Origin of the sequence: Pseudoalteromonas sp. 68 DY56-GL68 (assembly GCF_041414825.1) — a bacterium.
GTDB lineage: Bacteria > Pseudomonadota > Gammaproteobacteria > Enterobacterales > Alteromonadaceae > Pseudoalteromonas.
Genome location: NZ_JAOCZL010000018.1, coordinates 220,825 through 240,844 on the forward strand (window position 1 = coordinate 220,825; position 20,020 = coordinate 240,844).

Here is a 20,020-nt window from a genome sequence, read left to right on the forward strand (position 1 = left end):
ACTTCCCTAACACCTTTACGACTCGACTACACTTTTTTACAGATTTTGGGAACTCCTTAACAATATACTAATTGCGTATATAATGATGACTTCACTTATTTGTAACAAGGACAACACACTTGCAAACCAGCCGCGCCATACTATTTTTTTGCTTATCTTTATTGGCAACATCGACCCATGCAAGCAACCGTTACTACGCTGATAATACGTTAGAACCCAGCCAAGGTTTTGCATGGGATTGGGGAATTGGGGCTGGTTACTATATCGAAGACTCTTATTTAGTCGGTATGGACTCTTACAATGACGGCTTTGAGCCTGACATTCATCTTGCTCTTTCGTACGACCACTTTTACCTTGATTATGACCAAAGCCAATTAAGTGGTGGATTAACTATTGGCTACAGCATAGTTGATAAGTTTGAATGGGGACTGGACCTAGTTGGTACAAATATTCAATCTGGGTTTGATGAAACAGGCTTAGCCTTTTACGAAGAAGATGTAATCGAAGAGCTTGCTGGTATTAAAAGCAGAAATTATGACTTTGATGTTGGACTGCGCCTATCAAGACGATTTGATAATTCACAGATCTCTTTTGAGTATTTGCATGATATTTCAGGCGCGCACAACGGCTGGGTGATGAACAGTTTCTTTAGTCAAATAATTCCTTGGCGTAATTGGGAGTTTCGTTCGGGTATCGGGTTAAGTGCTTATTCTGAAGACTTTACTAACTATTATTTTGGTATTACTCCTTCTGAAGCCAATTCAAATAGACCTGTATACACCCCAAGCACATCATACAGTCTTATCTTTGAGTTTCATGCTGAGTACCCAATAAACCAAAACTGGGTATTTTTAACTGGCTGGCTATCAACATGGTTTTCTGATGATATTCATCACAGCCCAATTGTCTCCCAAGAATATCAGCACAAAGCCAAGGTAGGCCTGCGCTATGTTTTTTAAATACTATTTCTTATTAGCGCTCCCTATCGTCAGTGTCAAAGCGCAAGAGCAGCCTAATGAAGAGGCAAGCCTTGTGTCACTGCCTGACACATGTGTTGCCCTGCGTGAAGGACGTAATTGCTATGCCGATGTAGAAGTATCATGGCATCAACCAAAGGGTAATTACTGCTTACGCGACGGTCACACAAAACATATTATGCAGTGTTGGCTTATGCAACAAACTGGCCTTTTTCGCTATCAGTTTGACTCTGCTGAAACGGTCAATTTTGAATTGGTCAATAGTAACAATGGCAAGGTCGTTGATACCACTGAAATACAGGTGCAGTGGGTGTATCAAAATCGTCAAAAGAAACGCCGTTGGCGTCTGTTTTAATTGTTTGGAGTAAAAGATGGAACATTATGGCACTATTCTGCTCGTAGAAGATGATATTTCACTGGCTAAGTGGGTCGCAGAGTACTTAACTGAGCAAGGCTATAAAACGACAATTTGTCAACGTGGCGACCAAGTAATTGAGCAAGTCAGAGCGACACCACCGGATTTAGTTTTATTAGATATCATGCTGCCTGGTCAAGATGGTATTAGTGTGTGCCGAGAGTTGAGGCAGTTTTACCAAGCGCCTATTATTATGCTCACAGCCAGAGACGATGAAATGGACGAAGTAATTGGCCTTGAAGTCGGCGCAAGTGATTACATGATGAAACCTGTACGACCACGAGCACTCTTAGCCCGTATAAAAACGGCCTTACGTGCAAATATTGATAACAAAGAGTCGCTTTTAGAAAATCCAAACATAACTGTTGGCAAACTTACTGTAGATACCGAATCACGCACTGTGTTTCTTGCCGATCAAGAAGTGCATATTTCAAGTGCGGAATACCTATTGCTGCATTATTTGGCAAGCAATGCAGGTCAGGTTGTGTCGCGCGATGCCGTGTTTAAAGCAACAAAAGGCAGAGAGTATGATGGCTTAGACAGAAGTGTCGATGTGCTTATTTCGTCACTGCGCAAAAAATTTAATGATGATCCCCAACACCCTGAAAAAATTAAAACCATCTGGGGGCGTGGCTACTTGCTCGTCGCGACAGCGTGGCAATAGATGATATAACGCGTGAAAAAGTTTTATATTTCATTACTGGGCAGTGCACTGCTATCAATAATCATATTGGGCTGGCTAATTGACGCATTTAGCCAGCAAACTCACCAACCGCAAGATACTTTTCATAGCCAAACCCAAATGATTAAAGGGTTTACTAAACAGTTGTCGGTACTGCCTGCGGATAAACGCGCGAATGCAATCAAGCAACTAGAGCAAGATTTCAACGTGCAGCTAGAGTATCGCTCAACTCAAGCATTAGCACTTCCTCACTCTTTGCTCTCACAAATTACAATGCCTACAGGCTTAATACTTGAAGATCAACAAGGATACTACTTACTCTATAGCGAGCAAGCACTTGGCTCACACCATCTTAAAATGCGTCTAGAGAAAGCGCATTTACATGATCAAGGGAATGATGTTCTCCTTACCCTACTCTTCTATGCTGGGTTATGTGTCTTTATGGGCTTTATTATTACTCCACTTGCAAAACGTCTCAGCATCCTTAATGATGCCGCGCAACGCTTCGCCAAAGGTGATTTAACAACCCGCATTAAACCATCTCATTTTACCTATATTAAAGACGTCGAGCTCACCTTTAATCGCATGGCGAATCAAATAGAGAAACTACTTGATGAAAACAAGCTAATGGCTTCGAGTTTATCGCACGACATTAGAACGCCTGTTGCTTGCCTACGCTTCGGTCTAGATGCCGCACAAGACTGTACTAATGAAGAAAAGCGTCTTGAGTACTTATCTCGAATGGAGCAAGATTTAGATCAAATGGAATCAATGCTAAAAAGTTATCTCGCTTTTGCTACCTTAGAGCAAAAAGCAAATAAACTAACCTTCAGCGAATCTGACCTAGAAAACTACTTACTTAGCTTGATTCAACAAGTTCACCCTAAGCTTGAGCAAGGTTCATTACGTATCAGTCACGACATAAAACAAGGACATATATGTGCCGACTTAGATTGGTTAGCACGTGCGATTGTAAACCTATTAAGTAATGCATGTGACTTTGCACGTTCCGAAATAGTTTTATCAGCCTCCTACAACCAAGACTTGGTTACTATTAAAGTAGAGGACGATGGCCCAGGAGTGCATAAAAAAAACTGGGGGAAAATATTCAGTCCGTTCTTTCAAGAACAGAGTCACCGAAATCGTGATGGTGAAAGCTATGGCTTAGGCCTGGCGATTGTTGCAAAAGTGGCTGATTGGCATCATGGCACTGTCAGCGTATCAAAAAGCCAGTCTCTTGGTGGCGCGTGCTTTACCCTCAGTATTCAAAATAAAAGCCTTTGAATATGTTTCAATTGTGTTAATTGTTACGTATTGTATTAGCTAATTGAACGAAATATATGCTGGCAGCAGATTCGAGGCGATTACAAGTAAAAATGCCCACTATTAACCCTTTTTATTTAGTGTTAATTCAAGTAGATTGTCAGCGCCGTCACAAATAGAGAAGTAACAACAATATGAGCGCATCACGTGGGGAGTTCAGCTCCCGCTTTGGATTTATTATGGCCGCAGCAGGCTCCGCTGTTGGCTTAGGAAATATTTGGGGTTTCCCTACACAAACAGCAAGTAATGGCGGCGCAGCATTTTTAGTTGCTTACTTAGTCCTTGCATTTTGCCTAGCTTACCCAGCATTAATGGCAGAGCTTGTTATAGGCCGTCATGGCCAAGCCAATGCTGTCAGCTCCCTTAGAAAAGTGACAAACCAGCCATGGCAGAAAAAATTTGCTTTTGTAGTTGGCTTTGGCGGTATTATTTGTGCTGGTTTAATTTTAAGTTTTTATGCCATCGTAGCTGGCTGGATGCTCAGTGCAACATTAGAGCCGGTAGCACAATTAACGGGTCAAGAACCTGCTATCACTTGGTTAAGTGAGCAGTCACTATCAAGAAACCTAATTTTTACAGCTGCGTTTATTATTTTGACCGTTGCTATTATTTCTAAAGGTGTTGAAAACGGCATTGAAAAATGGTCAAAGCGCCTAATGCCTGCCCTATTAGGCATTTTGTTTATGCTTATCATTTACGTGATGACCCAAGATGGCGCAATTGAAGGTTTAAAAGCCTACTTAGTGCCTGACTTTTCATCTATTTTAAACCCAGAGCTGTTAGTTAATGCCCTTGGACAAGCATTTTTCTCGTTATCTTTGGGCACCAGTGTGATGATCATCTACGGCTCATACATTAGCAAAAAAGAGAATCTCGTATCCCTAGGTGCTTATGTTACTTTGATCGATGTGTTTATTGCCTTTGTAGCCGGTTTATTGATTATTCCTGCGATGTATGTTGCACAGGCACAAGGCGTACAGATTTTCTCTGCTGAAGGCGTACTACTGTCTGAAGATACGTTAGTGTTTCAAGTGCTGCCTGCACTTTTCACCAGTATGGGTGATGTGGGTATTTTCGTTGGCTTTGCCTTCTTTGCTTTAATGAGCATTGCAGCGTTAACTTCATCTATTTCAATGTTGGAAGCCCCCGTCTCTTATGCAGTTGAGCGCTTCGCTCTAAAACGTGTGCAAGCGACATGGTTAATTGGCGGTATTATTGCCCTTGTCAGCTTTACGATCGTTTTCAACTTAGGCACATTGTTTGGCTTTGTGATCACACTAACCACTAAGATTGGCCAACCAATTTTAGGATTAATGTGTTGTATATTTGTAGGTTGGATTTGGCACCGTGCATCTTTATTAAAAGAAATTCAACAAGGCTGCCCAGAAGCTGCAAATAGCTTCTTCTGGAAAGTGTGGCCATGGTATATCAAATTCATTTGTCCATTGGCCATTGCACTGGTATTTGCAAACTCGCTGTTAAGCTAAGAGGTTACTTGAAGTAGCCCTTTCCTTTGGGCTACTTCAAACACATATCCTGATGTGGAATACCGTCTTCTAAGTAATCATCACCGACATTTTCAAAGCCAAACTGTTGATAAAAGCCCGTTAAATAACATTGAGCACCTATCAAAATAGCTTTCTCTGGCCAGTGTTGCTGACATGTCTCTATAGCCATTTTCACAAGTTTACTTGCCAGTCCTTCTCCCCTAAATTGCTCAGCAACAAGCACACGACCAAACGCACTGAACTGCTCATTTTTGTCATAACACCGAGCGTAGGCAGCCAGTTGCTGCTCTTTAAACACAAAGACATGCTGAGTCAGCTCATGGTTATCAACCTCGTCAATCTCTGGGTAAGCACAGGTTTGCTCTACAACAAACACCTCAACCCGTGCTCGTAAAATTGCGAATAACTCATCTTTACTGAGTTCAGTGTAACTTTTAACAGAAAACATAAGATTCCTTTTGCAAGACAAAAAACCCAGCCGTAGCTGGGTTTAAAGGGTATTAACTCAATTGAGGCCTAAGCGAATAACCGCTCTAATTGGTCACATAATTGCGACAGGTTTACGTGATCGTGCTCTATCGTTAAATCAACATAACCATCCCCTCTAAAAGCACGGTCTAATTCAATTAACACATGCGTTTTATGAGCTTCTGGCACAAATGACAATTCAACTTCTTGTAAACCAAAAAGGCTACGACTATCTGGACGATACTCAAGTTCTTGATAACACCCTGAGTGAGATTGAAACGTAGGTGCGCGTAAGTAACCCTTTTCAACATCTGCCTTGACTAGGTTAAAACCTAACTTATCCATTGCGTGCATAAACGTGCTAACAGCATCATTCGGATAAATATGCAATGAGTCACGATCCGTTGGATCAAGCGCCATATCAATATCAAGACCCGTTTCTAACCAAACATGCGATTGATTATAGCCAGCGTTAATTTCCGTGATTGGGGTCTCTGAATGCAAGCGTGCTTCAAACGGAATATGCTTTTCCTCGCCCGCTGCAATCGTGCCGACATCCGTGATACGCCATTTTTCGATCACATGATTTGTAAAATACTCACCATCTTCACCTTCAACTTTCACACGCGTCATTAATGCTAAGTCTAAGCCAGTAATATCTTGCTCTACATCACCGCCTTTAATAACGATAACGGCATTAAATTTTTGGCCTGGCTGTAAATGCTCTGTTTCCAGTACAGTGTCTACCTTTGCTGCACCAATACCTACTGATGCAAGGATTTTCTTAAACATCTTTTCTCCTTAAGCCGTCTCTTTTCTAATTGGCTTAAATTCCTTTGTTGTTGCATCTTAACCACAATTAAAAGCTAATGTCAGCGAAAAAATGATGCTTTTAGCGCATTAATCAATAAATAGTGCGTAAGTGTTCATTTTTTAGACTCTTTATATTCGATATTGTTTTCCATTAGTGAATATTTCGCTACACTCCTAACAAATGAAGTCAAAAGAAGAATTATGGAACTAATATACTTTGCTACTGCGTTCGTATGCGGCTTTGCTGTCTATCAGTTAAAGCTCCCCCCTTTAATTGGTTTTTTATTAGCAGGATTTGCGCTTAATTTATATGGCTATAAAACCACTGAATTACTCAACACATTAGCGAACTTAGGCGTAACCTTACTGCTATTTAGTATTGGCTTAAAATTAAAAGTTTCTAACCTTATAAAACCACAAGTATGGGCACCTGCATCAATGCATATTGTGTTGAGTAGCACGCTTTTTAGTGGCTTTATGCTGTTACTTGGTGCATTCGCACTTCCTCTTTTTAGCGAACTGACTTGGCAAAGTGCACTCTTGGTTGGTTTTGCGTTTAGCTTTTCAAGTACTGTGTTTGCCGTTAAGGTCCTTGAAGAACGGGGAGAAATGTCTAGTCTACATGGCAAAATTGCAATAGGTATCTTGGTAATGCAAGATATATTCGCAGTTATTTTCTTAGCAATTAGTACAGGTAAAGCACCTAATATTTGGGCATTAGCATTATTGATAGGGCTTCCGGTTCTGCGCCCTATTATGTTTTGGATTTTAAACCGCTCTAAGCATGGTGAACTACTGCCTTTATTTGGCTTTTTCTTTGCGCTGGTTTTAGGGTATCAAGCCTTTGAATTTGCGGGGCTCAAAGGTGATTTAGGTGCGCTTATCATCGGGATGATGTTTGCCCCTCACAAAAAAGCAGGTGAGCTATCAAAATCACTACTAAATCTGAAAGATATCTTGCTCGTTGGCTTCTTCCTAAACATAGGTTTGAACGCAGAGCTTACCGCGCATGCTGTATTGGTGGCGATGGTGATTATTTTAGTGTTACCAATTAAAGTTGCACTCTATTATGTTTTAACCAACGCCTTCAAATTACGTGCACGTACTTCACTGCTTAGCGCATTTAGCCTTGCTAACTATAGTGAGTTTGGTTTAATCGTTTGTGCCGTTGCTGCCAGCAGTAATATGATCACCTCCGAATGGCTCGCGGTTATGGCGATTGCCGTATCAATTACTTTTATTTTGGCATCTCCTTTAAATAAACGCTCTAACGAAATTTATGTAAAGATTGAGCACTGGCTACTTAAATTTGAAAGTAATAGCCGCTTAACCGAAGAATTACCAGTGAACTTAAACGACACCAAAATTGTTATTTTTGGTATGGGCCGTATTGGTACGGGGGCGTACGAAACTATTAGCCAAACACATCCAAATCTCGTTGCTGGCATTGATATTAAACCTGATGTGGTGGATAAGCACATTAAACGAGGGCGCCGCGTTCTTTTAGCTGACGCCACAGACCCTGACTTTTGGCAACGGGTAAACCACTCTCATGTTGGCATGGTTATGCTTGCGATGCCAAAACACATGCAGAATATTTTTGCCCTAGAGCAGCTAAAAGCATCGGGATACCAAGGCCAAGTAACGGCTATTGCAAATTACCCAGACCAGCAAAAAGAGTTAGAAGATATGGGTGTAGATTCTACCTATAACTTTTATCTAGAAGCGGGTAGCGGCTTTGCCGAGCACGTAAAACAAAAACTTTTCTCATAATGTAAAAAAATAATTCTCAGGGCCTATATTTGGTACTGAGAATTATTTTCATTATATTCAGCGACTTGCTATTGCTATTTTCAGTACGCTCTAATAGCCGTACCTAAAGCAGGTCAAGCTTATTTACAAAGCTTTACATCCAGATTAGCCATCCAATCTAAAAAAAGAGTAAACTCGCTATATGATACTTTGCTAAGTATCTATTTTTAGCACAAAAAAGTTTATTAATTCTGTTTACGATTTCATTTGTGCGACTACTGTTAAGCTAATTGAGGTTGTTTAAGATGAAAGATAAGTTTACCAGTGCGTTAAAAGTAAACGCAGATGATGCTTGTTCGGGGAAACTTATTGACATACAACGTCGACTGGATGAGTTACAGCAAGATGGCATGAGCGCAACAGACATTAGAACTGTATTGTTTAATAAAATGCTCGATGTTTATCAAGTGCCAAATGATCACTTTCTTCGAGAGGGTAAAACCCCCGCTCGAATTGATGACCCAAGTATTGTTACTAAATTAAAAGAACTTGGTTTTTCTAAAAAAAGTCGTCACCAATTACATTAAGTTTTTTCGTCATCAACGAAATAAACGCGACGCTATTGTGGGGGCCTACCTCCCTCACTAAATAGGCTGTTTCTTGCCCGTCACAGCCTATTTTCTCTCCCCTTTTTACCGTATCATTTAGCTTTACAATTCTTTGAGATAAAGATGGATACAGCTCAACTTAAACAAGCCATTAATACGAAAATGCCATTTGGCAAGTACGCTGGACGCCCTCTTTTGCTATTACCTGAACCTTATTTGGTGTGGTTTAAGCAACAGGGCTTTCCAGCAGGTCAGCTTGGTGCTCAGCTCGCAATGATGTATGAAGTAAAACTAAACGGATTAGAGCAAATGTTGATGCCTCTTTTAGACAATAAATAATTTTATTTTTGAGAACTTTTTTGCTAACTGACGGTCTATTAATTTGCTACTTGTTTATTTTTGGTTTTAACCTCAAAAAAAGCGCCTCAAGGCGCTTTTTTTATATCTAAACTTTTTTATATCTACATAAGTCATGTAAATTGACAATAATGGTTAATCACTTTAAACGACTTAACTTATTACTCTCAGCGTTAAAGCTTTATTATCCAACAGTATGCTTTATCAAAACTCAATAATGTTCTGTATTAAATAAGCGGATGGTAAACTTTGCACCGCCTAACTCAGAGTCACTCACTTCATACGTACCACGATGCCAACTGATAATTTTAGCAACAATCGCCAACCCTAAGCCAAAGCCACCTGTTTTCTTATCTCTACTTTTATCTAAACGCGTGAATGGTTTAAACACACTCTCCCACTCACTTTTAGCGATTCCAGGTCCATCGTCTTCAACGGTTATGACAAGCTCTTTATTATGCTCTTCTAGGGAAACAATGATTGTATGTGCAGCATACTTTTGTGCATTACCTAATAAGTTTTGAATACAGCGAGCCATAAAGTGCTCATCACACTTATAAATTAAGCTAAGCGGTGCCTTTATTTGCACGTCTATATCTGTCGCAAACTCAAGTTTATTAACCACACTGGTAACGAGGGCAGTTAAATCACATGAGCGGTTGATAAGGTTAGGCTTGTGGGATTCTAAACGTGCATACTCAAGCATTTCTGACACTAACGCTTCAAGTTCAACAATATCTGCATGCATATTGTCTAAATAGGTAAAAGACTGCTCATTCTCTACTTGTTCTTCAAGCATTGCTATTGCGAATTTCAAACGCGCTAGCGGCGTTCTAAATTCATGAGAAACTGATGAGGTTAGCTCCTGCTGTGCTGCTAATAAGTATTGAATACGCTCTTGCATGGCAGATAAAGTATCGGTGATCGGTAAGAAAAAAGACTTTGAAGCATCATGTAATTCAAAATCTTGCGCACCACCTACAGCCTCACAAGCAAGGGTCAGCTTATTAAAATCTCTCCACAGTAAAAAACTCCATAAGCCTACGGGAACACCGACGACCATCAATAGTAAAAAATAAGGCCAGACAGAGCTAAAGCTTGGGTTTGATACAGTTAATGGACCAATCTGGAGTAATTGCTGATCGCTGAGAGTTATGTACCAAACAACCTCTTGTTGCTGGTTAAATAAATACAAATAATGGTGAGAAGCTAAATCGGCTTTTAAATCATCAGGAAGTGCTAAGTCATTCCTGTCGATGATTTCACTATCAAATTCATTTTGGAGTTTCGATAGGCCGCCTTTAGTTTGGCTTAATAACCAAAGAGATTTACCAAACTCTTTATCGAGTGCGATTTGCTGTTGGGAGTCTTCATAGGGCCACAGTTGTTCGATGACCCCACTGACAAGAAACAGAGAAACGATTATATAAAGATATAAACTCGCAAACAGCTTCCCCATTAACAGCTAGATTTCCCAAGCATCTGATACGAATAAGTATCCTTGTCCCCAAACTGTTTTAATACGGTATGGTTTATCACTGTTATCACCTAACTTCTTGCGGATTCTTGATACCCGAACATCAACAGTGCGATCTAAACCATCATATTGACGTCCAATCATATGTTGATGGACATGCTCACGGCTTAGCACTTCACCTGCATTGGAAGCCAAAAGCCACAACAATTCAAATTCATGTGATGTAAGTGTAATCTCATTGCCTTTTAGTGTAACAATGCGGCTCGTTTTATCAATTGATAAATCACCAAATGTGATTTCTTCAGGGGCTTTAGTCGTTGCATGCCCACGACGCAGTAACGCATTAATTCTTGCAAGTAGTACACGTGGTTCTGCCGGTTTGATTACATAGTCATCAGCACCAAGCTCCAGACCGATGACCTGATCAAAATCTTCACCTTTCGCGGTTAACATAAGAATTGGCAAGTTAAACTTATCGCGTACTTGACGGCACACACTAAAGCCATCTTTGCCTGGTAACATGACATCAAGAATCATTAAATCAACAGGGTTATTTTCTAGGTATTCGAAAACTTCGTCGCCGCGTTCAAGGACCGCAACATCCAACCCATTGTGCTGAAGGTAGTCTCGTGTTAACTGTTGTAAACCGAGATCATCTTCAACAAGTAAAATCTTTGTCATTGGTTGCTCCTGAATTAAAAAAAGCTCCACGGAGAGCGTAATCTTCGTCTTGTCGTTTTTGCTTCTGTGCTCTGCACTTCAACTTTTGCTGTCGCAACTTTGCTCCCCGTGTGCGGATTGACTAAGGAGTATATTGTTTCAACCTGAACCCGCGCTTTATAGCTGAAGCGGCCTTTTTGCATGTTCTGCCAGCACTGAACTTGTTGATCATTCTGATACAAACATACATCTTGAGGGTGTGTTAATTGCCAACTTATTTTTAGTTCAAGATCGCAAAATTCGTGCTGTTGAAAAACAACACACACTTTAGGTGATACATCGAAGAGAGATGCTTGTGCATGGCTCGGGAATCCCCAAAAAACAGCAACAAACACACCCAGACTAAAAACAAAAAACTTCATATTAAAAAATATGATTGAATCCTATAAAAGCAGTCATCGAATACGTGTGTTCAAAAAGCGGACTGTCATCTACGCCCGAGTAATCGTAATATGCTAAATGAAAACGAAGTGAGTTGCCCTCACTCAAGGGCCAACGGGCGTCGATTTTAGCATAAGGTTGCCAACTACTGCCAACACCAATTTTCCCATGTGAGGTTTCTTTCGCCGATAAGCCATAAAAGTAATCGTTTAACTTAGCGGATTTATACCAGACGCCTAAGCTTGGAGTCAGCTCTAACTGACCTATTTGCTGGAGTGTCTGCCATTGAACTGCACTTCTTGTGCCTTTATATACGTTGGATACATCTGCTAATGCTTGCAGCGAGAATATATGGTTATTATGAATGTAATGGTAACTTAAGCCTGCATCTAATGCCCAACGACGCTTACTGATATCGTTCACAGAGATACGCTCAGCATTCAATTCATTCTTTTCCGTAGAATTGACAAAACTGCTCGAAGTTTGCAGTGCAAAAACATTACTAGGGTGAAAATCAATAAAAAAGCGCGTTTCAGGGTTAAACTCCGTCACTACATTAAAAACATGAGATGACGTTTCATGAAAAGCATAACCAAGTCGACCATTATCAAAAAACCACTTTTCACCGTAATAAGCAATTTCAGGTAAGAGTATAAGCGGTAGATTTTTACCCCCATGCAGCGGGTTTGTGATCACCCCAGCTCCCGTATTGACACCCAAATACCACTTATTGGCTTCAACTTCTTGAGATGCTGAACGGCTTTCTCGTTCTGTTCGGGTTGAGTCTTCTGCACAGACTTGATTCATAGATATAAAAATCAAGACGCACATTATTACCCAATTATTGATCGTTATCGTTTTCATGTTTGTTACGACCACAGGCAGTTTCCAGTTAGTCTATGGTATCAAGGTGTGAATAGGCTGTCTTTTATAGGTTACAAGTATTCACAATTTTGATACATATATCAGCTAAGTTTGTTACTCTTCAACAATCTCAAGGCGGTTTCTTCCATGCTCTTTAGCAAGGTAAAGAGCTTGGTCAGCTTTGGCAATCAGTTGTTCTGGTTGACTATTCTTAGACTTAATAGCAATCCCAAAACTTGCCGTTATTTTACTTAACACATTTGTCGATTTAGGTTTCTTGACTTGTAACTTCGATATCGCGATGCGAAGCTGTTGAGTGAAGTTAGTCATATCACTGACACTTGCAAAATGTGCAGTAAAGCAAAACTCTTCCCCACCAAAGCGATAAACCTGCCCAACACTCGAAACGTGTTTGAGTAATTTACTCGCTACAGCTCTCAGAACTTGGTCTCCCTTTTGGTGTCCGAATGTATCATTAAATTGCTTAAAATGATCAATATCAACCATCACCAACACGGCAAGACCAGCCAAATGAGTCGCTTGGCAGAATCGAGAAATGTCTTCATCAAACTTGCCACGATTATAAAGCCCTGTCAGCGTATCTTTTTCTGCTTTATTTTTCGAAAGAGTAAGCTCCTGCTTTAATTCGGATATTTCTGCATAGGCTTGTGCTAACTGGTTTTGAAAATCCTGTGCGCGGTCCTGTAAAGCGGCTGACTCACCACTTAGTCGCTCTACACAGTCCAACACATTATCAAAGCTATCTCCATCGCTTAAATTTACACCGTTGAGTTGCTCTCGGCACTCTTGGAGTGTTTGATTAAACTGAATAGAGTGAACAAGCGTGTCGTTTATGCCTTGCTGAACATTACTTACCACACCATTGAAATCATTCGATAGTTGATAGAACAAAGACAGATCATCTTGAGATAAATATTTATTAAAAAGATACTTGGCTCGCTCTTGGTCGCATGTACTGAATGTGCGAATAATATTATCAAGTTCTTCATTAAGCGCTTTATTTCTGCCACTCACATAGCAATACCACAGCGCATAATTAAGCGGTGTAATAGGCATTTTATATTTAACCATTAAGGGAATAGCGCGCTTCAAACAACTACTTGAGTAGCTCAGCGAATGCTCAACGTGAGCTGACAGAATCATGTGTCCATGCCATCAGTATTTTTATTATTTTGATTTACGTTAGCAACACATTGAAAAAAATCAATAAAAAATCTGCAATAATCGCCAAATCCCAGCAAAAAACACGGAAAGCATTAACAAAAAACCATACAAAAGAACTGCTTTTCATGGCTATTTTTGCAGGACAAAATAATCCAAAAACCCTAAGTAAAAAAGATGAGGTCTGCTAATTTAAGAAAATGATGTGAAACATAACCGCGTCAATTTAGCCAAAAGTTAAACGACTGGGGATTTATAGGCGGCTGATAACAATTATATCAACCGCCTTAGATTTTATTGAATGGTTTCAAATTAGTTTGCAGCTGACCAAGGACCATTAGCTGTTTCTGGCGAGTCACCTTGAGTCCACCACTTAGCGATATATATAACATTGTTAAAGCTTACCTTGTCGTCTTTAACATATACCTTTGTACTATCCCAAGCTGCAACACCACCTACTGGAGGATTACCTTCTGGTGGTGTTAGCGTATCAACGACTGTTACTTGAGGCCAGTTTACGTGTGATTGATAGAAGTTTGTTACGCACTTTTCATAATCATCAGGGACCAGTGCTGAATAGGCAGTTTGATAACCAACTAACTTACACTCAAATGATTGGCCTCCTGGTCTGTCGCTGTAATATGCCCAGTCTGCTTCCCAGTTTGTATAGAGAACATCGGTCGAATCATTAAGGTTTAAACTACCAAAAGGAGTTTGCTGCCAGCAGGTGTTCTCTTCATCTGTTTCAATCGGAATATAATAGTAATTCGATAGACCTTCCCAATAGCGAATGCGATTTACTGGCTGTCCCTTGGTGCGGTTTTGCTCGCCACATTCAATTCCCCCATTTATTACATTAATTGTTGTGCCAAAACCGTACCCGATCCCCGCACTGAGCTCTTTTTGTGATGGCACCCAAGTTCTATCAATAACGTGTAGCATCGCCGGTTTTGGTGCTTGAGGTGTCAAGAAAAACCAAATAGCTGAGGCAAGATTAAGCCAAGAATCTGCTACTAAGCTTGGGTTGTTAAGTAGCACAGTTGCATCACCATTAAACATCACTTCCGAAAATGCACCATAATTAAAATGATACGAAAGCTGCTTCGCACCGCGGCCGAAATAACCTTGTCCTTCTGCGCATGGCCAACGGCGATTTTGCCAATCATTTTGACCACACCCTGTTGTATAACCGGCCTGCCCTTCTGACCACCCCATTTCGCGGACATGGACTAAAGCCTGTTGCCATTCTTCGAGTTGTAATGGGTTGTCAGAGATATTATCTTTGGCGATATGACCACCGGTTTCTTGTGCAAAGTGTGCAAATGCAGTGATGATAGACTTTTTACAAATAGCATCGGAATCTCGGCCATCAGTGTATTCACCACAAAAAGCAGGAAACTTACCAATTGCCCGTAAAAAACGTGTGTAGGTATACTCAGGCGCAGCCATTCCCGTCAGAAAGTCCCACTCTTGCTGACCAAAGACTCGTTCAACACGTTTCACGTTTTCAGGGTTGCTTGCATTGTTAGGTGTAATAGCTTCAACAATACTATTATCCCTCGTTTCAATCGCTTTTGCCCAGGTTTGATACATGGGGTCGGATGCTTTAGCATCACGAGCCGCATTTAGTTCTGCACGAGATAGCAAATAGCCGCCTGGATTATTCGGGTCATCAACAATCGTTAATGCATTAGCAGAGGCGATAAGAGCAACTTGCAGAGCAAGCAGTTTGATAGAGTGGGTTTTCATCGTCTTTCCTTTGAATTGTGTGTTTCTAAAATAGGTTTTAACCTTTTGTTAACACTAGATGCAAAATGACATCGCTGTCAAGTTTCCACATCAATTCTATAAAAACTGCTTGCTCCTGCTATTAAAACGATGACCAATCATGCCTTAATAAGTTAGTAACGACTGCGCAATTTCCCAAATAGCATTTAATGCGGGATCATGCCGCTCTTTCTTAAGCACTGCTAAGCCAATTTCAAAGCCTGGAATATCTTTTTCTGCCTCACTAATAATCTGAACCTTTTCTTTTAACGGGCTATTATCAAGTACAATTTTAGGCACCATCGCAACACCTAAACCCAAACTTACCATCGAAACCATGGCTTCATGACCTGCTACATGGGCGTAAATACGACCATGAATATTTTTCTTTCGCCACCACTGCTCTAATCGCTGCCTAGACAATCCTTGTTCAGCAACAATGAATTCTAAATTAGACCAATTAATTGTTTCTAAATCTTTAAGTTGTTCACTGATAGCACAGGCTATTTTAGGTCCGATAAGTACCAAAGGAGAATATCCGATACTGGTAAAGGCAATTTGCCCTGGTAATTTAACTGGTTTTGCTGCAATCGCCATGGCTTCATGGCCATCCAATACACGATTTATGGCGAGCGCGGGATCACCTGTGTTGAGTGTAATTTCGATATAAGGATGCTGCATCCGCAATTGTTCAAGAATTTGATGTAAAAAGCTATATGAGGCAGTAACAGAACAATAAATACTGACATTTCCGTATATATGTTGTTGTGGCTCTTGGATATCAGCTTTAAATCGGTGCCAACTGGCAAGCGTGGCATTGGCATAATCACAAAATGCTTTCCCCTCTTGAGTTAACTTAACCGTGCGGTTGTCACGATTAAATAATACTGCGCCCACTTCATCTTCAAGCTGCTTGATATTACGGCTTAAAGTAGGAGCACTAATATGGCAAAGCTCACTGGCTCTAGCAAAGTGGAGCGTTTTAGCTAGGGCTAAAAAGTAATTAAGATGTTTGTGATCCATTGTGACTACCATTTCATTTTATGAAACACTTTAATTCAAATATATCATTTTACGCAAGAGATAAAATTGCATACTGTTAAGCCATACAAAGAGCGCAAACTTTTATTCTTTGTTTTTTAAAAAACTTGTATTTATAGGACACTAACAATGGCGAATTATTTTAATACTCTTCCTTTGAGAGAGCAGTTAGCGCAATTAGCGCAATGTGAATTTATGGACCCATCAGAATTTGCTGATGGCGTAGATGCTTTAAAAGGAAAAAAACTCGTTATTGTCGGCTGTGGTGCACAAGGCCTTAACCAAGGTTTAAATTTACGTGATTCTGGTTTAGATGTTTCTTATACACTGCGTGAGTCAGCGATTGCTGAGCGTCGTCAATCTTTCTTAAACGCATCTGAAAACGGCTTCACGGTAGGCACATATGAAGAGCTTATTCCAACGGCTGATGTAGTATTAAACCTCACTCCTGACAAACAACATACCTCTGTTGTAAATGCCATCATGCCGCTGATGAAACAAGGTGCAACACTTGCCTATTCACACGGTTTCAACATTGTTGAAGAAGGCATGCAAATTCGCGAAGACTTAACTGTTATCATGGTTGCGCCTAAATGCCCAGGTTCAGAAGTACGTGAAGAATACAAACGCGGCTTTGGCGTTCCAACACTCATTGCAGTTCACCCAGAAAACGACCCTCAAGGTCATGGCCTTGCGCAAGCGAAAGCGTATGCGGCTGGTACCGGAGGTCATCGTGCTGGTGTACTAAAATCATCATTCATTGCAGAAGTTAAGTCTGACTTAATGGGTGAGCAAACGATTCTATGTGGCATGTTACAAACAGGTTCACTACTTTGCTTTGATAAAATGGTCGAAAAAGGTATTGATGCAAGTTACGCGTCAAAGTTAATCCAATACGGTTGGGAAGTGATCACTGAAGCACTTAAGTATGGCGGTGTGACTAACATGCTTGACCGCTTATCAAACCCAGCAAAAGTTAAAGCATTTGAATTAAGTGAACAACTTAAAACAATCATGCGTCCACTTTATAACAAGCATATGGACGATATCATCAGCGGCGAATTCTCTCGCGGCATGATGGCTGATTGGGCTGAAGATGATGCAAAGCTTCTTGCATGGCGTGCTGAAACTGCTGAAACCGCATTCGAAAAACAGCAAAATACCGATGAAGAAATTAACGAGCAAACTTTCTTCGACCAAGGTATTTTAATGGTTGCCATGGTTAAAGCAGGTGTTGAACTTGCATTCGAAACCATGACTGCTGCTGGCATTATCGACGAATCAGCTTACTATGAGTCATTACACGAAACGCCACTGATCGCCAACACGATTGCGCGTAAAAAGCTTTTCGAAATGAACAGAACAATTTCAGATACAGCTGAATATGGTTGCTACCTATACAACCACGCATGTTTGCCTTTACTACAAGATTTTATGAAAGATATTGACACTGATGTTATTGGTAAAGGTTTAGGTGATTCATCAAATCAGGTGGACAACCAAACCTTAATCGCAGTGAACAAAGCCCTGCGTGAGCACCCAGTTGAAATTGTTGGCAGTAAATTACGTGGTTACATGTCGGCAATGAAGAAAATAGTTTAACCCTAGAAAGTAAGTTTCGCTTGTTAGAAACCAAGCCCAATTGCATATGCTTTGGGCTTTTTTTGTTCCTAGTTTAATTCGTCATCTGAAAAGTCTATGCTAAAATGACTACCTTAATGTTGTAACCTAAGACACTTTCATGGCGTTAAATCACCTTACCATTACTAAAAAAATCACTCTACTAGGTAGCTCTATTGCACTCATTGTTGCTGCGTTAATTGGCGTAACCGCAATTTATAGTGCTAAACAAATCATTGAACAACGAATGATCGAGTCTGAGCTACCAAGCAAGTTACAAGCAATTGATAATTATATCAGCCACGATATAAACCAAATGATCAGTGCCGCTGAGCAGCTTTCAAGTAACGCTTTTGTTATCGACTGGGCACGCTCTGGTGATACTGATGATACGATTTTACTTAAAGAGTTGAATCGCTTAGTTGCACAATACGATCTTGCGACAGCTTCATGGGCAAACCGTGAAACAGCGCAATATTGGAATCAAGATGGTTTTTTAAGAGTACTTACTAAAGAGCAAGATGGTTGGTTTTTTGCGTTTAAACAATCAGCAAACCCTTTTTCTATCAGTATTTACCAAGAATCACCTACAGACGTAAAAATGTTTGTAAACCACCAACAAACTAATGGCTTAGGTTTGGCAGGTCTTGCTAAAAGTATTGATGACATGCAAGCAATGCTGCAAAAGTTTCAAATAGAGAAAACCGGTTTTGTTTTTGTTGTTGACAAACATGGCTTGATAAAGCTGCACAAAGACGCCAGTAAAGTAGCCAAAGCAAAACTTGATACGCTTTATGAATCAGGTATCACAAGCACACTATTAACTGGTGAAGAGTTTACTCTTAAGGAAGTCAGCATCAAGGGAGAAGAAACCCTAGTTGCTGCAAGCCCAATAAAAAACACAGACCTGTTTGTTGTTGCACAAGTGCCTAAGCGTGAAGTCTTTGCAAGCATTGATACATTGGAATGGCAAATTATCAGCTTTGCAATTGTCATCGCATTCGTTGCCAGTTTTGCAGGTTTACTACTGGCTAGAACATTGTCATCTCCTTTATCAAAAATGGCGGAATTATTTACCCGATTAGGCTCTGGTGATGCAAATTTAGCCTATCGATTACCGAGCTCAGAGCAACCAGAACTTGCAAATTTGAGCGCTGGTTTTAATCAATTTATGACCAAAATCGAAACAGCCATTGGCCAAGTTGCACAAGAAAGCCGAGAAATCAGACAAAGCGCAAGCCATGTATTTAAACAAACTCAAAAAAATTCAGACGCATTAGATAATCAAAAAGAGCAAACTATTTCCGTTGCTGCTGCAATTAACGAAATGGGTGCAACAGTGCAAGAAATTGCATCAAGCGCAGCAAATACAGCAAAGCTCACTGAAAGCAGTAAACAAAATACTGAACAAAGCCATGTTCAGGTCACACAAAGCCAGCAAGCGATCACTGAGCTTGCCTGTGACATAGATAACATAACGGAACAAGTGAACGAGTTGGCAGCTAAAACGCAAGCTATCGCAAATATTGTTGATGCCATCAGAGGAATTTCTGAGCAAACAAACTTACTGGCTCTCAATGCGGCGATTGAATCAGCCCGTGCAGGTGAACATGGTCGCGGGTTCGCTGTTGTAGCCGATGAAGTGAGAGCATTAGCAAGCAGAACGTCACAATCGACTAATGAAATTCAAACAATGATAAGCGATTTGACGAATACGTCTGATTTAGTGGTTAAGCATATCAATCACTCAAAATCACAAGCTCAGTTAAGTGTGGGTGCAATGCAGAGCTCTGTTGAGTTACTCAATGCGATCAATGATGCTGCAAACGAAATAAATGATATGGCCACTTTAATTGCGACCGCCACCGAGGAACAGAGTAATGTTGTGGCTGATGTTGGTCGTAATATTGAGCAGATTAGCGATATCAGTGACAATGTTATGCGTGAACAAATAGATACCGAACAAGCGATAAAAGACTTAGCAACCAGCGCACAGACTCTGGATGATTTAGTCGCTACTTTTGATAAGCGCTGACACGTTTTGTAACAGTTAACACTGACCCTT

20 protein-coding genes are annotated in these 20,020 nt (G+C 40.5%); 11 read left to right on the forward strand and 9 right to left on the reverse strand.

Annotation, left to right across the window (positions count from 1 at the left end):
* Nucleotides 1-119 precede the first annotated feature (119 nt).
* The 5 genes from NYF15_RS09475 to NYF15_RS09495 all read left to right on the forward strand — a co-directional run bounded on the left by NYF15_RS09475 (nucleotide 120) and on the right by NYF15_RS09495 (nucleotide 4,884).
* Complete coding sequence (locus NYF15_RS09475) at nucleotides 120-959, forward strand: MipA/OmpV family protein (RefSeq protein ID WP_371353401.1); 840 nt, start codon at nucleotides 120-122, stop codon at nucleotides 957-959.
* Nucleotides 949-1,332 (forward strand): DUF3019 domain-containing protein, encoded by a 384-nt coding sequence (locus tag NYF15_RS09480; protein WP_130151282.1) that lies wholly within the window; start codon nucleotides 949-951, stop codon nucleotides 1,330-1,332. The genes NYF15_RS09475 and NYF15_RS09480 overlap by 11 nt, the downstream gene beginning before the upstream one ends.
* A gap of 16 nt (nucleotides 1,333-1,348) precedes the next feature.
* Complete coding sequence (locus NYF15_RS09485) at nucleotides 1,349-2,056, forward strand: response regulator transcription factor (RefSeq protein ID WP_130151281.1); 708 nt, start codon at nucleotides 1,349-1,351, stop codon at nucleotides 2,054-2,056.
* Between the two features lie 12 nt (nucleotides 2,057-2,068).
* Nucleotides 2,069-3,358 (forward strand): ATP-binding protein, encoded by a 1,290-nt coding sequence (locus tag NYF15_RS09490; protein ID WP_371353402.1) that lies wholly within the window; start codon nucleotides 2,069-2,071, stop codon nucleotides 3,356-3,358.
* 173 nt (nucleotides 3,359-3,531) lie between these two features.
* Nucleotides 3,532-4,884 carry a sodium-dependent transporter gene (locus NYF15_RS09495; protein WP_371353403.1) on the forward strand — a complete coding sequence of 451 codons (1,353 nt, stop codon included), beginning with the start codon at nucleotides 3,532-3,534 and terminating at the stop codon, nucleotides 4,882-4,884.
* 31 nt (nucleotides 4,885-4,915) lie between these two features.
* Here NYF15_RS09495 and NYF15_RS09500 read toward each other — a convergent pair whose 3' ends face one another.
* The gene (locus NYF15_RS09500; protein ID WP_371353404.1) at nucleotides 4,916-5,353 is read right to left on the reverse strand and encodes a GNAT family N-acetyltransferase; all 438 of its coding nucleotides are present in this window, start codon (nucleotides 5,351-5,353) and stop codon (nucleotides 4,916-4,918) included.
* A gap of 68 nt (nucleotides 5,354-5,421) precedes the next feature.
* The gene (locus tag NYF15_RS09505) at nucleotides 5,422-6,165 is read right to left on the reverse strand and encodes a sporulation protein (RefSeq protein WP_130151277.1); all 744 of its coding nucleotides are present in this window, start codon (nucleotides 6,163-6,165) and stop codon (nucleotides 5,422-5,424) included.
* A gap of 222 nt (nucleotides 6,166-6,387) precedes the next feature.
* Here NYF15_RS09505 and NYF15_RS09510 point away from each other — a divergent pair, with 222 nt between their 5' ends.
* The 3 genes from NYF15_RS09510 to NYF15_RS09520 all read left to right on the forward strand — a co-directional run bounded on the left by NYF15_RS09510 (nucleotide 6,388) and on the right by NYF15_RS09520 (nucleotide 8,885).
* Nucleotides 6,388-7,959 carry a cation:proton antiporter family protein gene (locus NYF15_RS09510; protein ID WP_237119444.1) on the forward strand — a complete coding sequence of 524 codons (1,572 nt, stop codon included), beginning with the start codon at nucleotides 6,388-6,390 and terminating at the stop codon, nucleotides 7,957-7,959.
* 284 nt (nucleotides 7,960-8,243) lie between these two features.
* Entirely contained in the window at nucleotides 8,244-8,525 is a 282-nt protein-coding gene (locus tag NYF15_RS09515) for a hypothetical protein (RefSeq protein ID WP_371353405.1), read from the forward strand.
* 144 nt (nucleotides 8,526-8,669) lie between these two features.
* Entirely contained in the window at nucleotides 8,670-8,885 is a 216-nt protein-coding gene (locus tag NYF15_RS09520; protein ID WP_062570556.1) for a DUF3820 family protein, read from the forward strand.
* A 229-nt stretch (nucleotides 8,886-9,114) separates the two neighbouring features.
* On the opposite strand, the gene NYF15_RS09525 is transcribed toward NYF15_RS09520, so the two are convergent.
* The 5 genes from NYF15_RS09525 to NYF15_RS09545 all read right to left on the reverse strand — a co-directional run bounded on the left by NYF15_RS09525 (nucleotide 9,115) and on the right by NYF15_RS09545 (nucleotide 13,509).
* Nucleotides 9,115-10,362, reverse strand: coding sequence for an ATP-binding protein (locus NYF15_RS09525; protein WP_371353406.1), 1,248 nt, complete (start codon nucleotides 10,360-10,362; stop codon nucleotides 9,115-9,117).
* Nucleotides 10,363-10,368: 6 nt separating this feature from the next.
* Complete coding sequence (locus NYF15_RS09530) at nucleotides 10,369-11,061, reverse strand: response regulator (RefSeq protein WP_062570554.1); 693 nt, start codon at nucleotides 11,059-11,061, stop codon at nucleotides 10,369-10,371.
* 14 nt (nucleotides 11,062-11,075) lie between these two features.
* Nucleotides 11,076-11,462, reverse strand: a complete 387-nt coding sequence (locus NYF15_RS09535; RefSeq protein ID WP_062570553.1) for a DUF3019 domain-containing protein — start codon at nucleotides 11,460-11,462, stop codon at nucleotides 11,076-11,078.
* Between the two features lies 1 nt (nucleotide 11,463).
* Nucleotides 11,464-12,288 carry a MipA/OmpV family protein gene (locus NYF15_RS09540; protein WP_371353407.1) on the reverse strand — a complete coding sequence of 275 codons (825 nt, stop codon included), beginning with the start codon at nucleotides 12,286-12,288 and terminating at the stop codon, nucleotides 11,464-11,466.
* Between the two features lie 171 nt (nucleotides 12,289-12,459).
* The gene (locus tag NYF15_RS09545) at nucleotides 12,460-13,509 is read right to left on the reverse strand and encodes a GGDEF domain-containing protein (protein WP_371353408.1); all 1,050 of its coding nucleotides are present in this window, start codon (nucleotides 13,507-13,509) and stop codon (nucleotides 12,460-12,462) included.
* Nucleotides 13,510-13,559: 50 nt separating this feature from the next.
* Between NYF15_RS09545 and NYF15_RS09550 the strand changes: the two genes are divergently transcribed.
* A complete protein-coding gene (locus NYF15_RS09550) occupies nucleotides 13,560-13,718 on the forward strand; it encodes a hypothetical protein (protein WP_371353409.1) in 159 nt (52 codons plus the stop codon).
* A 121-nt stretch (nucleotides 13,719-13,839) separates the two neighbouring features.
* Here the strand turns inward: NYF15_RS09550 and NYF15_RS09555 are convergent, their stop codons facing one another.
* Together NYF15_RS09555 and ilvY are read right to left on the reverse strand one after the other, a co-directional pair.
* Nucleotides 13,840-15,276 (reverse strand): chitinase, encoded by a 1,437-nt coding sequence (locus tag NYF15_RS09555; RefSeq protein WP_371353410.1) that lies wholly within the window; start codon nucleotides 15,274-15,276, stop codon nucleotides 13,840-13,842.
* 144 nt (nucleotides 15,277-15,420) lie between these two features.
* A complete protein-coding gene (gene ilvY / locus NYF15_RS09560; protein ID WP_371353411.1) occupies nucleotides 15,421-16,317 on the reverse strand; it encodes an HTH-type transcriptional activator IlvY in 897 nt (298 codons plus the stop codon).
* Between the two features lie 147 nt (nucleotides 16,318-16,464).
* On the opposite strand from ilvY, the gene ilvC reads away from it, so the two are divergent.
* Nucleotides 16,465-17,937 carry a ketol-acid reductoisomerase gene (ilvC, locus tag NYF15_RS09565; RefSeq protein WP_062570549.1) on the forward strand — a complete coding sequence of 491 codons (1,473 nt, stop codon included), beginning with the start codon at nucleotides 16,465-16,467 and terminating at the stop codon, nucleotides 17,935-17,937.
* A gap of 139 nt (nucleotides 17,938-18,076) precedes the next feature.
* Nucleotides 18,077-19,990, forward strand: a complete 1,914-nt coding sequence (locus NYF15_RS09570) for a methyl-accepting chemotaxis protein (RefSeq protein ID WP_371353412.1) — start codon at nucleotides 18,077-18,079, stop codon at nucleotides 19,988-19,990.
* The last annotated feature ends 30 nt before the right edge of the window (nucleotides 19,991-20,020 follow it).